Source organism: Streptomyces sp. NPDC005775, assembly GCF_042871565.1.
GTDB lineage: Bacteria > Actinomycetota > Actinomycetes > Streptomycetales > Streptomycetaceae > Streptomyces.
In genome coordinates, this window is record NZ_JBIAIU010000007.1 from 23832 (window position 1) to 42083 (window position 18252).

17 protein-coding genes and 2 pseudogenes are annotated in these 18252 nt (G+C 72.7%); 5 read left to right on the plus strand and 14 right to left on the minus strand.

The window, feature by feature from the left end; translation table 11 throughout:
* Positions 1 to 44 precede the first annotated feature (44 nt).
* On the minus strand, positions 45 to 1178 hold the full coding sequence (locus ACFYPA_RS17785; protein WP_359078967.1) for an MFS transporter: 1134 nt from the start codon (positions 1176 to 1178) through the stop codon (positions 45 to 47).
* A 262-nt stretch (positions 1179 to 1440) separates the two neighbouring features.
* Between ACFYPA_RS17785 and ACFYPA_RS17790 the strand changes: the two genes are divergently transcribed.
* Complete coding sequence (locus ACFYPA_RS17790) at positions 1441 to 2655, plus strand: ROK family protein (protein WP_359078969.1); 1215 nt, start codon at positions 1441 to 1443, stop codon at positions 2653 to 2655.
* Between the two features lie 125 nt (positions 2656 to 2780).
* On the opposite strand, the gene ACFYPA_RS17795 is transcribed toward ACFYPA_RS17790, so the two are convergent.
* From ACFYPA_RS17795 to ACFYPA_RS17810, 4 genes are all read right to left on the minus strand, one after another.
* Positions 2781 to 3686: a phosphotriesterase gene (locus tag ACFYPA_RS17795; protein ID WP_359316471.1), complete on the minus strand. Its 906-nt coding sequence runs from the start codon at positions 3684 to 3686 to the stop codon at positions 2781 to 2783.
* Positions 3680 to 4261, minus strand: a complete 582-nt coding sequence (locus ACFYPA_RS17800; RefSeq protein ID WP_389132693.1) for a DUF4865 family protein — start codon at positions 4259 to 4261, stop codon at positions 3680 to 3682. Before ACFYPA_RS17800 ends, ACFYPA_RS17795 begins: the two co-directional genes overlap by 7 nt.
* A 10-nt stretch (positions 4262 to 4271) precedes the next feature.
* Positions 4272 to 4670 (minus strand): cupin domain-containing protein, encoded by a 399-nt coding sequence (locus ACFYPA_RS17805; protein WP_359316476.1) that lies wholly within the window; start codon positions 4668 to 4670, stop codon positions 4272 to 4274.
* Positions 4671 to 4764: 94 nt separating this feature from the next.
* Entirely contained in the window at positions 4765 to 5334 is a 570-nt protein-coding gene (locus ACFYPA_RS17810; RefSeq protein ID WP_389132696.1) for a TetR/AcrR family transcriptional regulator, read from the minus strand.
* Positions 5335 to 5534: 200 nt separating this feature from the next.
* Here ACFYPA_RS17810 and ACFYPA_RS17815 point away from each other — a divergent pair, with 200 nt between their 5' ends.
* Positions 5535 to 5825 (plus strand): SHOCT domain-containing protein, encoded by a 291-nt coding sequence (locus tag ACFYPA_RS17815; protein WP_359078978.1) that lies wholly within the window; start codon positions 5535 to 5537, stop codon positions 5823 to 5825.
* Positions 5822 to 6033, plus strand: a pseudogene (locus ACFYPA_RS17820) (ATP-binding cassette domain-containing protein); the annotation flags it as partial. The gene ACFYPA_RS17815 and the pseudogene ACFYPA_RS17820, both read left to right, overlap by 4 nt.
* Before the next feature lie 268 nt (positions 6034 to 6301).
* Here ACFYPA_RS17820 and ACFYPA_RS17825 read toward each other — a convergent pair.
* Together ACFYPA_RS17825 and ACFYPA_RS17830 are read right to left on the minus strand one after the other, a co-directional pair.
* Positions 6302 to 6823: an ATP-binding protein gene (locus ACFYPA_RS17825; RefSeq protein WP_359078980.1), complete on the minus strand. Its 522-nt coding sequence runs from the start codon at positions 6821 to 6823 to the stop codon at positions 6302 to 6304.
* Between the two features lie 187 nt (positions 6824 to 7010).
* Positions 7011 to 7328 carry a hypothetical protein gene (locus ACFYPA_RS17830; protein ID WP_359078982.1) on the minus strand — a complete coding sequence of 106 codons (318 nt, stop codon included), beginning with the start codon at positions 7326 to 7328 and terminating at the stop codon, positions 7011 to 7013.
* Between the two features lie 225 nt (positions 7329 to 7553).
* Here ACFYPA_RS17830 and ACFYPA_RS17835 point away from each other — a divergent pair, with 225 nt between their 5' ends.
* Positions 7554 to 8705, plus strand: coding sequence for a PLP-dependent cysteine synthase family protein (locus ACFYPA_RS17835; RefSeq protein ID WP_359078983.1), 1152 nt, complete (start codon positions 7554 to 7556; stop codon positions 8703 to 8705).
* 27 nt (positions 8706 to 8732) lie between these two features.
* Here the strand turns inward: ACFYPA_RS17835 and ACFYPA_RS17840 are convergent, their stop codons facing one another.
* From ACFYPA_RS17840 to ACFYPA_RS17850, 3 genes are all read right to left on the minus strand, one after another.
* Positions 8733 to 9212, minus strand: a complete 480-nt coding sequence (locus ACFYPA_RS17840) for an SRPBCC family protein (protein WP_389132700.1) — start codon at positions 9210 to 9212, stop codon at positions 8733 to 8735.
* 133 nt (positions 9213 to 9345) lie between these two features.
* The gene (locus ACFYPA_RS17845; protein WP_359078987.1) at positions 9346 to 9798 is read right to left on the minus strand and encodes an SRPBCC family protein; all 453 of its coding nucleotides are present in this window, start codon (positions 9796 to 9798) and stop codon (positions 9346 to 9348) included.
* 53 nt (positions 9799 to 9851) lie between these two features.
* A complete protein-coding gene (locus tag ACFYPA_RS17850) occupies positions 9852 to 10694 on the minus strand; it encodes a DeoR/GlpR family DNA-binding transcription regulator (protein WP_359078989.1) in 843 nt (280 codons plus the stop codon).
* Positions 10695 to 10877: 183 nt separating this feature from the next.
* Between ACFYPA_RS17850 and ACFYPA_RS17855 the strand changes: the two are divergent.
* Positions 10878 to 13249, plus strand: a pseudogene (locus tag ACFYPA_RS17855) (hypothetical protein); the annotation flags it as partial.
* On the opposite strand, the gene ACFYPA_RS17860 reads toward ACFYPA_RS17855, so the two are convergent.
* The 4 genes from ACFYPA_RS17860 to ACFYPA_RS17875 all read right to left on the minus strand — a co-directional run bounded on the left by ACFYPA_RS17860 (position 13222) and on the right by ACFYPA_RS17875 (position 17908).
* The gene (locus tag ACFYPA_RS17860) at positions 13222 to 15654 is read right to left on the minus strand and encodes a right-handed parallel beta-helix repeat-containing protein (protein WP_359078992.1); all 2433 of its coding nucleotides are present in this window, start codon (positions 15652 to 15654) and stop codon (positions 13222 to 13224) included. The pseudogene ACFYPA_RS17855 and the gene ACFYPA_RS17860 overlap by 28 nt on opposite strands.
* 151 nt (positions 15655 to 15805) lie before the next feature.
* Positions 15806 to 16408, minus strand: coding sequence for a hypothetical protein (locus tag ACFYPA_RS17865; RefSeq protein ID WP_389132705.1), 603 nt, complete (start codon positions 16406 to 16408; stop codon positions 15806 to 15808).
* Positions 16409 to 16541: 133 nt separating this feature from the next.
* Complete coding sequence (locus ACFYPA_RS17870) at positions 16542 to 17366, minus strand: MOSC domain-containing protein (RefSeq protein ID WP_389132708.1); 825 nt, start codon at positions 17364 to 17366, stop codon at positions 16542 to 16544.
* A 56-nt stretch (positions 17367 to 17422) separates the two neighbouring features.
* Positions 17423 to 17908, minus strand: coding sequence for a DUF6643 family protein (locus ACFYPA_RS17875; RefSeq protein WP_359078997.1), 486 nt, complete (start codon positions 17906 to 17908; stop codon positions 17423 to 17425).
* Between the last annotated feature and the right edge of the window lie 344 nt (positions 17909 to 18252).

The window sequence follows — 18252 nt, forward strand, 5'->3', positions numbered from 1 at the left end:
CGTCTCCATCCTGCGACGGGAGAACCGTTCCGGCCTGAGTACGGCTACTCACTCGCTCGTGTGTTCGCCGCATTGCGCGCACCGTACCCCAGGCCCGCCGCGGCCATCGCCAGCAGTGCCACCGTGGTGAGCGCCACGGGAAGGGAGAACCAGTCCGTCAGGAAGCCGATCGCGGGAGGCCCGAGCAGCATGCCGCCGTAACCGAGCGTCGAGGCGGCGGCCACTCCGCCGGGACCGGCCAGCTCTCCGGCCCTGCCGACCGCTACCGGGAAGATGTTCGCCAGGCCGAGTCCGGTGACGGCGAACCCGAGCAGGGCGAGCCACGTGGTCGGGGCGAGCGAGCCGAGCAGCATTCCGGCCGCCGCGGTGGCGCCGCCCGCCACCAGGGTGCGGGTCTGCCCGAGCCGTTCGAGCAGGACCGTGCCGGTGAGCCGGCCCGCCGTCATGGCGAGCGCGAACAGCGAGTAGCCCGCCGCCGCGACCCCGGGGTGGGCGTGCAGGTCCTGCTCCAGGTGGAGGGCGCCCCAGTCGGCGAGGGCCCCCTCGCCGTACGCGGTGCAGAGCGCGATGACGCCGAACAGGAGCACCACACGGCGCGCCCGTCCGGTCAGGCGCTGGGGGTCCGCCTCGCCGTCGGCCGCCGCGGGGGCGGGCTTGAGTGACGGGTAACGCAGCAGGACGGGCCCCGCGAACGCGGTGACGAGCAGTCCGATCCCGGTCAGCCAGAGCAGGTGCGCGGAGGGTGAGAGGCCTCCCGCGACCAGCCCGCCCAGTCCGGCGCCGATCATGCCGCCCAGGCTGAACGCCGCGTGGAAGCTGGGCATCACAGGGCGCCGCAGGGCGGCGACCAGATCCACCGCCGCGCTGTTCGCCGCCACGTTCATGCCGCCGTACGCGGCGCCGAACACCAGGAGCACCAGGCCGAGTGAGAGCGCCGAATGCGTCTGGGCGGGCAGCGCGATGCTGAGCGGCAGGAGGACGCCGCAGACCACGGTCACCGGATGGCTGCCGAAACGGCGGCAGAGCCGGCCGGTGAACATCATGGTGATCACGGCGCCGGCGGACACGCCGAGAAGTGCGAGGCCGAGGGTTGAGGCCGAGGCGCCGGTCTGCTGCTTGATGGCCGGGATGCGGACCACCCAGCCGGCGAAGAGGAACCCGTCGAGGGCGAAGAACACGGTCAGCGCGGTACGGAGGCGTGTCGATGAAGGTGGGGCGGTGTTTTCGCCCGGTCCCCCCGGCAGTGCCGTCCGCAGTTTGTTTAGTTGCGGCACAAAGTCAGCATAGAGGCCCGCGGACGACGGGCGCAAGACGGCCGCCCACCGCGCCCGGGCGGCGTGCCGGGCGCGGAGGTTCCACGCCGCACGGTGGGGCGTCACGGCGGTGAGGAGGGGCGCTGCGGCGTCCGCATCACCTCCGGATCATGGGAGACTCGCCCCCATGAACGGCAAGGTGACCACCACCCGGACGAAGTTGGAGAGGGGCCGCAGCGCGCTCGGACCCGCGCTGGAGCTGGTCCACACCGGACGCGCGCCCACCCGCGCCGTCCTCACCTCCGAGCTGGGCGTCACCCGTGCCACCGCCGGGGCGGTCGCCGCGGAGCTGGAGGCCCTCGGGCTGATCCAGGTCGACTCGAGCCCCGGCTCTGCCGCCGGCTCGCAGGGCAGGCCCTCGCACCGGCTGGCCGTGCGTGAGTCCGGACCGGTGGCCCTCGCCGCCCAGGTGCACGCGGACGGATTCAGGGCCGCGCTGGTCGGGCTCGGCGGCCGGCTCGTCGCGACCGCCCCCGGCTGCGTCACCATCACGGCGGATCCCGCCCAGGTCATCGGCGAAGTCGTGGACGACTGCGCCCGGTTGCTCCGCGACAGTGGCCTGCGATGCGTCGGGGCGGGTCTCGCGGTTCCGTCGGCCGTCGCCGAGCCGGAGGGCACCGCGCTCAACCCGCTCCACATCGCCTGGCCCGCCGGCGCCCCCGTCCGCGAGATCTTCGCCTCGTGCGTCCGCGAAGCGGGCATCACCGGACCGGCGTTCACCGGGAACGACGTCAACCTTGCCGCGCTCGCCGAGCACCGTCATGGAGCCGGGCGCGGGGCCCAGCACCTGCTGTGTGTCGCCACCGGCCACCGCGGTGTCGGCGGCGCGCTCGTCCTGGACGGCCGGCTGCACACCGGGAGTTCGGGCCTGGCCCTGGAGGTCGGCCACCTCACGGTCAACGCGGAGGGACGCCCCTGCCACTGCGGCGGTCGCGGCTGCCTCGACGTCGAGACCGACCCGCTCGCCTTCCTCACCGCGGCCGGACGTGCCCCCGGCCCCGAGGAATCGCTGCTCAAGCAGTCCGGGGACCTGTTGCGCAACGAGTACGACGACGCGGCGGTGCGCAACGCCGCCGAGGAACTGATCGACCGGCTCGGCCTCGGGCTCGCGGGACTCGTCAACATCCTGAACCCGGACCGCATCATCCTCGGCGGTCTGCACCGCGCTCTGCTGGACGCTGACCCGGAGCGGCTGCGCGCGGTGGTCGCGGACCGCAGCCTGTGGGGGCGCAGCGGCAGTGTGCCGATCCTGCCCTGCACCCTCGACCACAACAGCCTGGTCGGAGCGGCGGAGCTGGCCTGGCAGCCGGTGCTGGACGACCCGCTGGGCGCGCTCGCCTGAGTACGGGGCGGCCGACCACGCCGCCGCTGTGCCGGAGCCGTCCCGCAGGACAGCTGTGCCGGAGCCGCCCCGCAGGACAGCTGTGCGGAGCCGGGTGCTCGCGCGGGCTGTGCCGGAGCCGGTCCTCAGGAGGACGGTGCCGGAGTCTCGAACGCGAACGCCCGCGCCGGGTTGGCGATCAGCATCTCCTCCACGGCCTCTTCCCCCAGTACCTCGGCCAGGCGCGGGCGCAGCCGGTGCAGCAGATGCGGCATGCCCGGAGTCTCCGGCACGGTCGTGTCGCCGCCCAGCAGCAACTGCCCGCCGAACCCGGCCCCGGCGAGAGCCGCGAGTTCCTCGGGCAGTCGCCAGTCCGTCGCGTGATGGGCCCGCGACGGACCGTCGAACGCGAGGAAGGCCCCGGCCCGCGCCGCCTCCCGCTGTGCGGCGCCGTCGGGCGACCGGCCGAGATGTCCGAGGATCACGCGGTGCGGCGGGACACCCAACGTGCCGCACAGCAGGTCGAGTACGTCCTGCGCGGCCGTGCCCAGCTCCAGGTGGACGGCGATCGGCGCCCCCGTGCGGTGATGCGCCTCGGCGGCCGCCGTCATGGTGAGCCGGGCGTGAGCGTCGACCGTGTGGAAGGCGCCGGCGACCTTGATCAGGCCCGCCCGCACCTGCGTCGAGCCGATCCCGACGGTCAGCTCGGCGACGAACAGCGAGGCGAGGCCGTCCCGGATCCGGTCGAGCAGCGCGGGCGGGTAGTGCGCGGCCTGGTGCAGCCCCGTCGCCGCCACCACATGGGTGCCCGTCGAGCGGGACAGCTCCGCCAGCACGTCGGCCCGGCGTCCCATCCCGTACGGCGTCCACTGCACCACGGACCGCCCGCCGAACCCGCCGAAGGCCCGCAGCCGTTCGGCCGCCACCACGGGGTCGTCGAGCTCCTGTCCCGGCAGCACGGGAGTGCGCAGGAAGAGGTGGTCGTGCGCGTCGCACACCCCCAGCTCGTCCGCGGGGATGTCACCGAGCACGGTACGGACCGCGGCTACCACGAGCGCCCCGCCCCGAGCCGTTCGCGCTCCGGACGGCTGAGATGGAGCACCTCGTAGCGGTCGCCGTCCTCCTGCGGTGCGGGGTGCTCCCAGAGCGTGAAGTGGAGCAGTTCCCAGTGGCGGGGGTCGGCGGCCAGCGCCGTGGCGACCGAGCCGGGCACCTTCGCGAGCCGCCGGCTCTCCTCCAGGGCGGCCTCGACCACGTCAGCCGGAGCGGCCGACGGAGGCATCGGCGAGCGCAGGCGGGTGGCCGACCGGGGGAGTGCGGCCGACGCCGGGCCCTCCTCGTACGACAGGCCGGTCCAGTGCTGCACCTCGGGGCGCCCGAAGTCTCGCACGATGCCCTGGAACCCGGCTCCCCAGAGGAAGGAGTTCATCCCTTCGGCCGCGGTCCAGAGATAGAGCGGCGCGTACTGGTTGACCGGTGAGTCCTCGCCGCGCTCCCGCATCAGGTACGCCTTGATGCCGAGGCCCGGGAAGGCGTCCATGAGGTGGCCCCTCGTCGCCACGCGTTCGCGGATGACGCCCATGTCGTAGTCGGCGGGCAGAGTGATCTCGTACTGCATCGCATGCATGGCGCGCTCCTCAGGCTGCCGGGTACTCGGGGACGCGGGCGTCGGTGTGCCAATGGATGGTGGAGCCGTCCTCGGCCGCCTCGACGAGGGCGAGATGGGTCATGAACGTGCACGGGGCCGCCCCGTGCCAGTGCCACTCGCCCGGCTCGATCCACACCGTGTCACCCGCCCGGATCGCCTCCACCGGACCGCCCCGGCGCTGCACCAGGCCTTCGCCCTCGGTGACGTGGAGCACCTGTCCGTGCGGGTGCGTGTGCCAGCCGGTGTGCCCGGACGGTGCGAAGTGCACACTGAAGAGCCTCAGCCGGGAGGGCGGCCCGGGAGCGGCGACCTCGTCGATCCAGACGGAGCCGTTGAAGTGCTCGGCCGGTCCGGACTGTGTGCCGGGCCGGTTCCTGATGATGCGCATGCGCGGGGTGCTCCTCGGGGTGGGTGGCGTGCGAGGGGGCTGGGGCGTTCGCACGACGGGCGAGCAGTGTCGACGGGCCGCGTACGACGGGGCGTCAGGCGGTTTCCGTACGAGGGGCGAGCAGCGTCAGCAGCCCCCGGGCGGCCGCGTCGAAGGCGTCCGCCGAGCCCGAGGCGCGGGCCAGTACGTAGCCACCCTGCACGGTCGCGACGATCGATGCCGCGACGTCCTCGGGCACCAGAGGGCGCTCGAACTCGCCGCGGTCCAGACCCTCCTGGACGATCTCGGCGAGCCGGCCGCGGAGCCAGGCGATCGTCTCGTTCACAGGCGCCCGCAACGCGTCGCTGGCGATGACCTCCGGATCCATCGTCAGCCGCCCCACCGGGCAGCCGCGCAGTACTTCGCGCTCACGCAGCAGATATCCGGAGATCCGCTCGTAGGCCGAACCGGGCGTGTCCAGCACCCGGCCCGCCGTCCCGCGCAGTTCCTCGGCCGTGCGGCGGATGGCGGCCAGCGCCAGATCCGGCTTGCCGGCGAAGTGGTGGTACATGCTGCCCTGGCCCGCGCCCGCCTGTTGCTGGATGGCCTTCGGGCTGGTGCCCACATAGCCGCGCTCCCACAGGAGCTCCCTGGTGGCTTCGATCAGACGGTCCGAAGTGCTCATGCGCTCACTGTACATACCAGTAGGTACAGAATCCAGGGGCCCTGCACGAGAGGGCGGGAGCAGCCGGGCGGCCGCCGTCTACTCCCGGCGGGGTACGCGCACTGCCGCTGGCCGTACGACGACGTGGGCCCCCTCGGGAGACAGGCTCGGTGGTGACAGAGAACGCGCATCCCGAACCGTGAACCGAGGAGCTGACCAAGATGAACACCCTGGCCTTCGACGGCGGACCCGGACCGTGGGTCCTCCTCTTCCCGCTCGTCTGGGCAGCCGTCGTCATCACCGTCGTCACCGTGCTGCGGCGCACCGTATGGCGCGGCAGGCGCGGCCCGTGGCAGCTCCGCGCGGAGCGGTACGGCCCCGCCGAAACCTCACCGATCACCCTGCTCGGTCGGCGTTTCGCCGCCGGGGAGATCGACGAGGACGAGTACTGGCGCCGCCTCTCCGTCCTCGACGAGCAGTTCGGCACCCTCGGCAAGGGCGGTGCGGCATGACCACGACCGTTCCCGCCACCGGCACCACGACCGCCGCCCGCGTCGTCGACGCGGTGAAGGTCTCCGCACGGGCGACACCGAGGTCAGGGCCCTGGACGGGGTGAACGTCGGCTTCCCGGCCGGCCGCTTCACCGCGATCATGGGGCCCTCGGGCCCCGGCAAGTCCACGCTGATGCACTGCGCCGCGGGACTCGACACCCTGTGTTCCCGGCGACGGTGAGCGCCGGCAGGAGGTTGCAGGCCTGGGAGACGAATCCGACGCCTCGGCGACGCGACAAGGGTGAGCCTGCGGTCGTCGAGGGCACCGGGTACGGTGTCGCCGATGAACGCGGTGCCGGAGGTGAGTTCCCCCCTCCGCCTCGCGACGCACGGCACCGAACCGCGCCCCCTGATCCAGCCCGATCCACACGAAAGACCCCCGCCGTACGGGCACGCCAAAAGCGGGACGCCCCGAGGGGCGCCCCGCTCCTGCGGCGTCAGCCGACGACCACCGACCTGGCCACCGAAGGCGACGCGCCCTCCGGTGCGGTGATGCCGTTCAGTTCGAACGGCCCGTCGGTCGTCGCCCCGTACAGCGCGTGCGGTGGCTGTGTGGCGAACAGCGAGGGGGTGGGAAGGGTGAACCAGACCACCTTTCCCGCACCGCCCCGGGGGCGGACGCCCCAGCTCTCACTGACCGCGGCAATCAGTGCGAGTCCGCGCCCCGACGTACTGGAGTCGCCGGCCTCGCGCACGGTCGGCAGCCGTGGGTCGTGGTCGTGGACGGACACCGTCAGTCGTTCGAGCAGCAACTCGACCTCGACGGTGCATGATTTGTCCGGCTGTGCGTGCCGGTGGACATTGGTCAGCAGTTCTGTCACGCCGAGCGCTGCCTGGTCGATCAATGGATCGAGATGCCAGTAGCGCAACTGCGCCGAGATGATTCTGCGGACCTGACCGATCCGCGACGGCAGGGCCTGGAGCTCCACCGTGCAGTGCCTGCTTGGCTCGCTGATCACGGCTGCGACTCCCCGAAGTAGGTCCGGAAGAAGACGAAGGGACGGACCCAGCAGATGGCTGGCTGCTGGTTCCGGGCCGGCGGCCTGGATCGCATTGTCACCGCCGGTGAACCATGAGTGACGTGACTCCAATGTCGCCCAGCCACCACGGCTCCGCAACTCGCGGTGTCCCCGCGGCCCCGCTCCGTCAGCCCCGCCGCCCGCCCGCCCGGCGCACGGCTTCCAGGAAGCGGCGGGCCGGTCCGGCGTCATCCGGCTTGTCGGGGCGCCGTGGCATCGTCAGCCGGTACCGCGTGCCGTTCACCCGAGCCACCGTGGCGTCCGCGCCCGCGAACCACGGTCTGCCCGCGCTCACCGTCCCGGCCGGCGCGCTGTCGATCTCCCGGCCGTAGCTGGTGAGCAGAGCCACCCGGCCGTCCTTGACGGTGACCTGCCCCGCCCTGGTGAGCGAGCGCGCCCACCGGTCGATACGTACACCCGTCTCACTGAACTCCGTTTCGTGCACGGCCCCTTCGCCCCCTTCATCACGCCCCTGAGAGGAAGTGTGCCCACCGGGGGGCGTGAGCACCAGAGCGGAACGGGACGCAACGGGCCATTCCTGACGCGGCCTCCCGCCGGAGCGCGCGCGGGGCACCAAGGCAGTGCTATGGAGTATCAAAGTCAATGTTTGTGCAGGTAGGGGGCATATCGTGGGGCCGCCGGGACCGGTCCTACGAGGAGAAGCGCGCTGATGGGCACGAGTGAGCACGGGTACGACGGCGACGCTGTGGCGACCGTCGACATCGACCGCACCGACCTGGCGTACCGCGCCTGGCTCAAGGAGGCCGTCCGCAAGGTCCAGGCCGACGCGAACCGCTCCGCCGACACCCATCTGCTGCGCTTCCCCCTCCCCGAGAGCTGGGGCATCGACCTCTACCTCAAGGACGAGTCGACGCACCCGACCGGCAGCCTCAAGCACCGGCTGGCACGGTCGCTGTTCCTCTACGGGCTCTGCAACGGCTGGATCCGTCCCGGCAAGCCCGTGATCGAGGCGTCGAGCGGTTCGACCGCCGTCTCGGAGGCGTACTTCGCCAAGCTGATCGGCGTCCCGTTCATCGCCGTGATGCCCCGCACCACCAGCCCCGAGAAGTGCCGGCTCATCGAATTCCACGGCGGCCGCTGCCACTTCGTCGACGACGCGCGCAAGATCTACGAGGAGTCCGCCGGGCTCGCCGCCGAGACCGGCGGTCACTACATGGACCAGTTCACGTACGCCGAGCGGGCCACGGACTGGCGGGGCAACAACAACATCGCGGAGTCCATCTACCAGCAGCTGAGGATGGAGCGGTACCCGGAGCCGGCCTGGATCGTCGCCACGGCGGGCACGGGCGGCACGTCGGCGACCATCGCGCGGTACGTGCACTACATGCAGCACGACACGCGCATCTGTGTGCCGGACCCGGAGAACTCCTGCTTCTTCGACGGCTGGACCCATCACGACCCGCACGCCACCAGCGACTGCGGCTCCCGCATCGAGGGCATCGGCAGGCCGCGGATGGAACCGAGCTTCGTGCCGGGCGCCATCGACCGGATGATGAAGGTCCCGGACGCGGCCACCGTCGCGGCCGTGCGCACCCTGGAACGGTCCATCGGCCGCAAGGCGGGCGGTTCCACGGGCACTGGCCTGTGGAGCGCCTTCAAGCTGGTCGCCGAGATGCTCGCGCAGAGCCGCACCGGCAGCGTCGTCACCCTGATCTGCGACCCGGGTGACCGCTACCTCGACAAGTACTACTCCGACGACTGGCTGGCCGCGCAGGGACTCGACATCGCCCCGTACGCGCGGACGATCGATCGTTTCCTGGCCACCGGCCACTGGCCGGGGCAGGAGGAGGGACCGGCCTGACCGGACCGCCCCGGTGCGCCACGGCTCTCAGGCGGTGGCCGCCGAGAGCCGGCGGTCCAGATTGCGCACCGCGTCCCGGAACGACCGCCCCACCGCACCCCGCGCCCGTCGCAACGTGAACCGGAACAGGGGCGAACCGTCGGCCGCGAAGGTCCACTGCACCCGGGTGCCGGTCCCGGCCGGGGTCAGCCGCCATTCCTCCACCAGGGCGTGCAGTCCCGGGGCGTTGGACCGGTCGACGCGGTAGGCGTACCGCTCACCGGGATCGGTGGCCACGACCGTCTCGCGGAACGCGATCCCGCCCCGCAGCCGCACCTCGCGGCCCGCACCGCCGTCGAGCGGCAGCGCCACCGTCACGGGCGTGAACCAGCCGGGCCAGCCCTCTACGTCGTCGGCCAGTGCGTGGTACACGGCGTCGGGCGGCGCCGAGGCCTCGGCGGCGAAGACCAGCCGCAGCGGGGCGGCCTCGACGAAGTCCAGGTCTACGGAGCGGAGTCGGCGTGCCATGAACGCACCTCCCGTGCGGTCGGCGGCGGACGGCTTCGCGGACACCTTAGCTGACACGCCGTCAGATGTCGCCGAGTTCGGCGTCCCGGATCGCGGTGCGGTACGGGACGCGGCCCGGGCGCCACCCAGGGGCTCAGCCGTACGGCTGCGCGGGCCTGTCCAGCATGGAGTCGAGCACCCGGCCGAAGAGCCGACGGCCCGCGCCGGAGAGCAGAGGATCGCCCCACCGGGGCAGCAGCCGCACGGAGAGCTCCTCCACCCACACCACATGGGATCCCGCACGGGTGGGATACACATCGATCGACGCCCGGCCCCGCACCACCCGGCCGCGCTTTTCCAGTCGGCACATCCCCGCCCTGCCGCCGGACGGCGGTGACCACCGCACCACTTCCATCGGATCGTCGAAACCCAGCGGGCCGATCCCCGTACGCGCCACGAAGAGCGTCCCCACACGCGTCGGCAGCCCGGTGGGCACCGTGATCGTCGTCAGCGGGACCTGCGCGGCGTGCCGCTCCCAGTCCGTCACCCGGCGCCAGGACTCGGCGGCGGGCAGGGGAGTGAAGCGCTCGATCCGGAAGACGGCCACCCTTCGATCCTAGGACGTCACGGCCCCGGCGCGAGCTGAGCGGAATCCGTGGCTCAGTCCTCGCCCGGCTCGCCGTTCGCCGCCCGGCCCGCCACCACGAGACCCGGCAGATGCTCCTCGATCTCCTCACGGGCGCCCGCGGACAGGCCCCCGTCCGTGACGAACGTGTGCACCTGGTCCAGCGTGGCGAACGAACTCAGGCCCACCGTGCCCCACTTGGTGTGGTCGGCGACCACCACCACACGCCGGGCCGACTGGACGAAGCGGCGGTTGGTCTCGGCCTCCGCCAGATTCGGCGTGGACAGTCCGCCCTCCACCGAGATCCCGTGCACACCGAGGAAGAGCACATCGAAGTGGAGCGAGGCGATCGCCCGGTCGGCGACCGGGCCGACCAGCGAGTCGGAAGGGGTCCGGACCCCACCGGTGAGCACCACCGTCGCGGCACCCGGCCGCGTACCGGGCGAGCCCGGACGCTGCGCGGCATGGAACACGTCGGCGACCCGCACCGAGTTGGTCACCACCGTCAAGTCCGGTACGTCCAGCAGCTGCTGGGCGAGGGCGAAAGTGGTGGTGCCGCCCGAGAGCGCGATGGCGCTGCCCGGCACGGCCATCGCGGCCGCGGCCCGTGCGATGTCCTCCTTGGCGGTCAGCTCCAGCGCCGACTTCGCCTCGAACCCGGGCTCGTGCGTACTCGCCTCGACCACGGGCACCGCGCCCCCGTGCACCTTCTCGATGACGCCCTGGCGGGCCAGCGCGTCGAGGTCCCGGCGGACGGTCATGTCGGAGACGCTCAGCTTCCGGGTCAGCTCGTTGACCCTGACCCCGCCGCGCCTGCGCACCTCGTCGAGGATCAGCGCACGCCGCTGCTCCGCGAGCAGATTCTGATTCTCGCTCAACGCAGTGCCCGGTCCTTCCCTCTGGCCGTGCGACGGTCCATGCCGACGGCTCATCCTGCCACGCGGTGTCGCGGGCGGCCCCACTGGGGAGATTACGCAAGAGCGGTGCGGACACCGGGACTCTTCCCCCACCCTGGTGACCGGGCATCAGCCGCGCCCCACGTTCGAGAGCGAGTCACCCCCGTGCCACCTGCCGACCGGCCCCCGCAGAGCGAAGGGCCCGCACTGGAATTGCTCGTCCACGGCGTGGGCGGAGCCACCCCCCAGGACATGCTCGTCGATCCGCGCACGGTCCGGGTCACCGGTGACGCCACCGCCGCCATCTACCGGCGATCCGACGACGTCGACGCGGAGTCCCGTCCCGAGCGCTACCGGGACCGGCCCATTCCCGAGGCGTACTGCTGGTCGAATCTGACCTCCGGCAACGGCTCCCGCGCGCTGTGGCTCCTGCTGCTGCCCTTCATGGTGATCAACATCGCCCACTGGATGCGCCCGGCCGCCACGCGCCGCCCCCGGGCGATCAGGCTGTACGGCGTGCTCGTCCGGCTCGTGGCGCTGAGCCTCACCGTCCTGCTGACCGCCGCCGTCTGCGAGGTCGCGCTCGATCTGGCCGCATGGCAGTGCGCGGGCGTACGGGAGTGTTCCGACCAGCGGTCGTGGCTGGGGTTCCTGTCCGCCTCGCAGGGCGGCTGGTGGTCCCAGCCGGGCCGCCGCCTCGCCCTCGCCGCCCTCGCGCCGACCGCGCTGGTGGGACTGCTCTGGTACCTGTCCAACCGGACGTGGAGCGCCTACGAGTCCCAGCGCCCGCTCACCGGCACGGACCCGCAGGACGACGCACTGCCGCCGGTCCCCGGGACGGGTGCGGCAGCCGTGCTGCGGCCCGCGCTCGGGCGGCCCGGATTCTGGTACGGACGCCGGCTCGTCGCGCGACTGCGCGCCGCCCACACGGCCGCCGGGTTCCTCACCGTCACCGCGTTCGTCGCGGGCGCGGCGGCCCGCCGGGACCGCTCCGTCACCGGACCCGTGCCCGAGGTGTTCGGGCGGCTGATCGAAGCCCTGCTCGTGCTGGGGGCGCTCGTCGTGCTCGGGGTCGTCTGCCGGCGCGGCCGGAGCGAACGGCGCCTCGACAACCGCCTCGACCGCGCCGTGGTCACGTATCTGCCCGCCACCGCCCTCGTCCTGCTCGTCCTCACCGCGCTGCACGCCGCATGGTCCCGACCGGACTGGGTCTCCGCCGGAGCGCTCCCCGGCGACGCCGTGTTCCGCGACGTCACCCTCGCCCAGGGCGCGCTCGTCGTGCTCCTCGCCGTCGTGTCGCTGGACCTGTACCGGCGCAGCCCCGAGCCGCGCACCGTACTGCACGGACTCGGCGGCCCCGCCGTCGCGATGCTCGCCTGTGCCCTCGGCGGTGTGATGACCGGCGGTGTCGCCCAGCGCGTCGCGGACTGGCTCGACGGTCCCGGCAGCCCCGGGATGGGCCGCAGCGCCTTCATAGAGGGACCACCGGTGCTCCTCAGCTGGCAGGCCTCCGTCATTCCGGTGCTCCTGGTGCTGCTGCTGGTCCCGTGCCTCGTGCTCGGCCTGCGGACGTACCGCGCCGCCCGCCGGCTGGAGCCGCTGGTCGACGCGGAGTACGAGGAGGAGCGGCCCGACCTCGCGCGGACCAGGCAGATCGCCCGGGCCCGCGCCACGGCCGCGCTCACCGACTCGGCCCCCGGCATGCTGGGTCTGCTCTCCGGCGCCACGCTGCTGCTCGGTGCGGCGGCGGTCGGTGGGGCGTGGGCGAGCGGCCAGGTCCCCGGCCTCGCGATGGACGGCAGCAGCCCCTTCGTCGAATCGGTGGCCGAGGCGGCACAGTCCACCGGTTCCTGGCTCATCGGCTTCGGCTTCCTGGTGTTCGTCGCCTGCGGGAGGCGCGCCTACCGGGACGCCTCGGCCCGGCGCACCATCGGCATCCTCTGGGACGTGGGGACGTTCTGGCCGCGCGCCGCACACCCGTTCGCCCCGCCGTGCTACGCCGAGCGGGCCGTCCCCGACCTGGCCTCACGCATGTGCGCCTGGACCGCGCGCACCCGCGGCAGGCTCGTCATCTCGGGCCACTCCCAGGGCAGCGTCCTGGCCGCCTCTGCGGTCTGGCAACTGCCCGCCGAGACCCGGGGCCGGGTCGCCCTGCTCACCTACGGCTCGCCGATCGAACGTCTCTACGGGCGCTGGTTCCCGGCCTACTTCGGCCCCGTCCAACTGCACGGGCTGCACCGGTCCGTCCACTGCTGGCGCAACCTGTGGCGCTCCACCGACCCGATCGGCGGCGAGGTGCGCCTCGGCGAGGAATCCGGGCCGGAGGTGGACCGGGGCCCGCTGAAGGACCCGCTGGTCTACGGCCGCACCCGCGAGCACCCGCTTCCCGAGCCGGTGCTCGGGCACTCCGACTACCAGGCGGACCCCGTCTTCGCCGAGGAACGTGCCGCGCTCCTGGAACGGCTCACGCCCGTCCTGCCCCACCAGGCCGACGTGTCCGGGAGCAGGGTCAGGGGAGCTCCGGAAGGTCTTCCGGAAACAGCAGAGTGAGATCGTCCGTGCTCATCTCGGCGAGCTGGGCGACCCGGCCCGCATGCCGTTCGACCATCGACTCGAAGGTCTGGCGGGCCGTGCGGCCGTTGCCGAAGGCGGGCCCCTTGGGAAGCTCGGTGAAGTACTTCAGCAGCGCCTCCCCGGTCCCGGACGCCAGGCTGTACTCCTGCTCCTCGGTCTGCTGCTCGACGATGCGGAGGAGCTCTTCGGGCGCGTAGTCGCTGAAGGTGATGGTCCGTGAGAAGCGGGAGGCCACCCCCGGGTTCACGGTGAGGAACCGCTCCATCTCGTGGGTGTACCCGGCGACGATGACGACCACCGCGTCCCGGTGGTCCTCCATCAGCTTCACGAGCGTGTCGATCGCCTCCCGGCCGAAGTCCCGGCCGGAGTCCTCGGGGGACAGGGCGTACGCCTCGTCGACGAACAGCACCCCGCCGCGCGCCCGGTCGAAGGCCTCCTGGGTGCGGATGGCGGTCGAGCCGATGTGCTCGCCGACCAGGTCGACCCGGGACACCTCGACCAGATGGCCCCGCTCCAGCACCCCCAGGGAGGCCAGGATCTCGCCGTACAGCCGGGCCACCGTCGTCTTGCCGGTGCCGGGGGAGCCGGTGAAGACGAGATGGCGGCGGACCGAAGCGGCCTTCAGGCCCGCCTGCTGACGCCGGCGCCCCACCTCGATCATGTCGGTGAGCGCGCGCACCTCGCGCTTGACGCTGTCGAGGCCGACCAGCGCGTCCAGTTCGCCGAGCACCGCTCCCGAGGTGCGCGCGGGTTCGGCCGGTACCTCGGCCGCCGCGGGTTCCACCGCGCGCGGCGCGGGGACCCCGCCCAGCAGCCCGGGCGTCGACTGGGTGGCGGTCAGGACGGCGGGCGGCGGGGGAGTGGCGGTACGCAGCCCGCTCTCGTCGCTGGTGCAGTCCTCCACGACCGGCCCGATCGACGAGCCGTCGCCGTGGGCCCCGCCCTCCGCGAACTCGTAACCGCCGCGGGCACACCTCTCCGTGCGGCAGCGCGTCAGCGTCGTACGGCAGCCGTCCATCACATGGAAGCCGTACCCCTCGCTGCCGGTGACCCGGCAGCTGTGGAAGGTGCCGCGCCCCTCGGCCGACACGTAGAAGCCCGCCTCGGCGGGGGAGGTGACGGTGCAGCGCTCGATCGTCGGATCAGCGCCCTTGGTGACGATCACGCCGGTCTGCGCCGCGTCGATCGTGCAGTTGTTCAGGGTTCCGCCGCTGCCGTGGTCACGGAACCACGCCCCGGTCGACGCCTCCCTGATGCGGCAGTCGTCGAGCTGCGCGGTCGCCCCGTCACTGACCGACACCGCCGTGTTGCGGACCTGGAACAGATCGCTGTCCACGACATCGGCGCGCGAGCCCCGGTCCAGCACGAAAAGGGCGTCCGGCACGTCGTGGACGCGGCACGCGTCCAGTATCACGGTGGCCCCGTCGCTGACCCAGACCGCCGGGTAGTCGCCGGTGCTGTCGTGGATTTCGCACTGGTTGGCGTCGACCCTGGTCCCCGGATCCCAGACGGAGAGCCCGTTGCGGCCGAACCGGCGCACCGTCGAGCGGGTCAGCGTGAGGACGGAGCGGGACCGCAGATCCACCGCGTTCTCGGGGATGTCGTGGATGTCGCAGTCGGCCAGGGTGAGCACCGCGTCGGTGTCGAGCGTGACGCCGTCCGAGGAGGTGCGGTGCACCGTGCAGTCGGTGAGATGGGCGGCGGCGCGGGCCGACACCTGTATCCCGCTGCCCTTGATCTCGTAGATCTCGCAGCCGAACGCCTCCAGACCGCTGCCCTCGCCGGTGACGGACAGGCCAGCGCCCGAGGCGTGGTGGACGCGGCAGCGCTCCAGCCTCGGATGCGCTCCCTCACGCACCGAGACGCCGGACTGCCCGGCCGAGACGATCTCGCACTCCTCGAACACCCCGCCCGCACCGTCGAGTACGGCGATGCCGACGCCGGCCGGATTGTCGACGGTGCAGCGGCGCACGGTGGGACGGGCCGCCCCGCGCACCTCGATCCCGGCGGCCGAGCGGGTCACGATCCGCAGGTCGGCGAGGTCCGGGGCGCCCTCCTCCACCAGCAGGGCCGGGGCGGCGGAGTCCTGGCCCTCCACGTGCAGGTCCTGGACGACGGCGGAGGCACGCAGGGTCAGGGGGACACCGTCGACGGGAGCGATCCGTACGGAGCCGAGGGAGCCCTCGGGGCCCCGCAGGGTCACCGCGCGGGCTATGACCAGATTCTCCCGGTAGGTGCCCGGCGCGACGGTGAGCACATCACCGTCCGCCGCCGCTTCCAGAGCCGCGGTGAGGGAGGCGTACTCGCCTGTGCGGCGCCGCCACCGCGATGTGCCGGTGTGCGTCACCTGGACCGTGCCCTGTGCCATGGCGCTGTCGTGCCCCCACCTCGTGCGTGTCTGGAGCCCGTGTCACCGGCCTCGCGGCAGTGATCACCCGAGACCTGTCTGCAGGAGTGACGGGCGGGCCGGTCCACCGTAGCGCGCATGGAGGCCGGGAGTTGACCCGATCAGCAGGTCTTCAGTTGCCGGTGCCCGTCCTGCCCCAGTCCGGACCGGCCCTGGCCCATGCCCGGTCGAGCCGCTCGTACCGCCGTTGCACCATGCGCCATACGATCAGGCGCCGGCCGCCCTCGACCACCAGGACGCACAGCATCGCCGCACCGAAACCCGCCAGCACGGCATGGGTGTGCGCCGTCGGCGCGTCCAGGGGACGCGGCGCGGGGTCACCCGCCGGATCCGTCCAGATCCCCACCCGCGCGCCGACCGAGGTGTCACGCGAGGAGGTCGTCACCGTGGCGCTGCGCACCGTACCGTCCGGGGCGTGCCAGCGGGCCACCACCGGGGTCTGCGCCCTCCGGTCCGGGGAGCTCTCGGGGTCGCTCACGAAGGGCCGGGCGGCATGGCGCACCACGACGGCGGTGGTGAGCCGGCGGTCCGCGTGCTGGGCCCGCACCGCGTCCTGCAACGCGTCGTCGACGCGCGCTCCGCAGCACCAGCCGAGCGCGGGCGCCGCCAGTACGAGCAGAAGGAGCGCGACCAGGGCCACCCATGCCTCGCGCCGGTCCGTGGCGCGGCACAGGGGATTGCGCCGCCAACGCCAGACTCCCGTGAGCGCTCGCACAGTCCTGCACCCCCTTCCGTATCCGTCATAACCCGATACGGCGCTTCCCGCGCGCCAGAGCGACGAAGAGAGAGCAACCTCACCCTGTCAACGCGCGGTGCTCCCACGGGAGTTCCTGGTCGGCGGAGAAGTATCAGCCCAGGATGCGCACCGGGTCCCCGACCCGGATGACGCCCGCCGTCTCCGGAATCAGATTCTGGCCGAACAGCAGCTCCTTGCCGGACCGGCGGTGCCGGGCGAGCGTGCGCAGGGGTTCGGTGCCCCGGCGGGCCGTGTGCTGGTCGGTCGTGGTGATGACACAGCGGGCACTGGGCTTGACCACGCGAAACGGCACGTCACCGATCGCAAGCCGGTTCCAGTCGTCCTCCGCCCACGCGGCCGTGCCGGCCACGACGGCGTTCGGCCGGAAGCGGTCCATCGGCAGCGGCCCCTCATCGGCGTGGTCGCCGTCCGCGATGAGCGAGTTCAGCGCGTCGAGCGAGGCGAGGGTGGTGAGCAGGAGAGGGAAGCCGTCGGCCAGACTGACGGGCTCACCGGGCCGCGCGTACGCGGGATCGATGACCCTGCGCCGGTCCGGCGCGTCGAGGTGCACCAGCCTGACCTCCGCGCCGAGGAACGCTCCGAGCCAGGCGTGCGCGCTCCGCGCCGCCTCGACCACGTCGAGCCGGCTGCGGTGCAGCAGCACGCGGATGGTCTCCCCGGGCTCGGGGACCTCCACGGCCAGCGCCGCGCTCCCCGGCGCGGCCAGCACGATCCCGCCACCCGGCACGGGGGCGGCGGAGATCAGCGCCATGCGCGGCTGCTGACGTTGTGTGACCACCCTGCCCGCGGTGTCGACCAGCATCCAGCGGCGGTCGCCGTCGAGTCCCCATGGCTCGACGGCGGCCTCGGCGACCGTGCACGCGGCCAGCGACTTCACCGGGTGGATGTGGACGGCACTGAGTTCGGGGGAGGGCATGCCTCCATCCTGCCAGCCGCTCCCCGGCGGCCCGTCGCCGCGTGCGGCAGCGCCTCCTAGTAGCCCCGGCCCTGGTACGGACGGTTGTACGGGTCCTCGTACGGGGACTGCGCGGGCGCCGGCCGCGGCGATGCCGGACGCATCGACTCGTAGCCGGTACTGGGCGCGGGCCGCTGCGGCTGCTGGTACTGCTGGGGCGACTGCTGCTGGTAGCCGCCGCGCCCCGCGGAGGGTTGCTGCGGGATGTACGGCGCCGGAGCGTGCTGCAACTGCGCCGGCTGCATCGGCGCGTAGCCCTGCTGCCCCGTCGGCTGCTGGTAGCCGTACGACGGACTCGGCTGCGAGGGTGCCGCGGGAAGGGCCGGCAGGGCCGACGGGAGCGCCGGCAGATAGCTGTTGCCGGTGTCATAGGCGGCGGGCACTCGGATCGGTGCGATCTGAGGCGTGCCCCGCTCCGCGACCAGGGAGTCGTAGATCGGAGTGTCGGGGAACGACGGCGCGGCGTAGTAGCCGCCGCCGTAGGTGGAGCGGGGGGAGGTCATGGCACATAAGTTAAGCCCACGATGTGCCGATTGGGGAGCCCCCATCTTGGGGTTATCCGTTTTACGCGGATTCTGCCCTCCTGGCCTGCTCAAACGTCGTCAAAGCTGCCGTAATGGCGAGGGCTTTCCGGCCGGGGCCGCGTTGCTGACGAGAAGTGGCGGGGGCGTCACAAAGGGCCATCACCGCAGCCCTCGTCGCGTCGGATGGCTTCGTCTCCCCCGAGCGTGGAGAACCCGGTCGCCGCCCGGCGCAGCCGCGCTCTGGCCGCAGGGCCGGTGCCTGGTCAGGGCAGCGGGGTGATGTTCACGCGAAGGGGCGTACCTCGCCGGACGGCGGGCCGGAA

What these genes read in the sequence shown, in the direction of transcription:
- ACFYPA_RS17790 (WP_359078969.1), top strand. Translation starts at nt 1,441, where the DNA reads ATGAACGGCAAGGTGACCACCACCCGGACGAAGTTGGAGAGGGGCCGC.
- ACFYPA_RS17800 (WP_389132693.1), bottom strand. Translation starts at nt 4,261, where the DNA reads ATGCATGCGATGCAGTACGAGATCACTCTGCCCGCCGACTACGACATG.
- ACFYPA_RS17805 (WP_359316476.1), bottom strand. Translation starts at nt 4,670, where the DNA reads ATGCGCATCATCAGGAACCGGCCCGGCACACAGTCCGGACCGGCCGAG.
- ACFYPA_RS17810 (WP_389132696.1), bottom strand. Translation starts at nt 5,334, where the DNA reads ATGAGCACTTCGGACCGTCTGATCGAAGCCACCAGGGAGCTCCTGTGG.
- ACFYPA_RS17815 (WP_359078978.1), top strand. Translation starts at nt 5,535, where the DNA reads ATGAACACCCTGGCCTTCGACGGCGGACCCGGACCGTGGGTCCTCCTC.
- ACFYPA_RS17835 (WP_359078983.1), top strand. Translation starts at nt 7,554, where the DNA reads ATGGGCACGAGTGAGCACGGGTACGACGGCGACGCTGTGGCGACCGTC.
- ACFYPA_RS17840 (WP_389132700.1), bottom strand. Translation starts at nt 9,212, where the DNA reads ATGGCACGCCGACTCCGCTCCGTAGACCTGGACTTCGTCGAGGCCGCC.
- ACFYPA_RS17860 (WP_359078992.1), bottom strand. Translation starts at nt 15,654, where the DNA reads ATGGCACAGGGCACGGTCCAGGTGACGCACACCGGCACATCGCGGTGG.
- ACFYPA_RS17870 (WP_389132708.1), bottom strand. Translation starts at nt 17,366, where the DNA reads ATGCCCTCCCCCGAACTCAGTGCCGTCCACATCCACCCGGTGAAGTCG.
- ACFYPA_RS17875 (WP_359078997.1), bottom strand. Translation starts at nt 17,908, where the DNA reads ATGACCTCCCCCCGCTCCACCTACGGCGGCGGCTACTACGCCGCGCCG.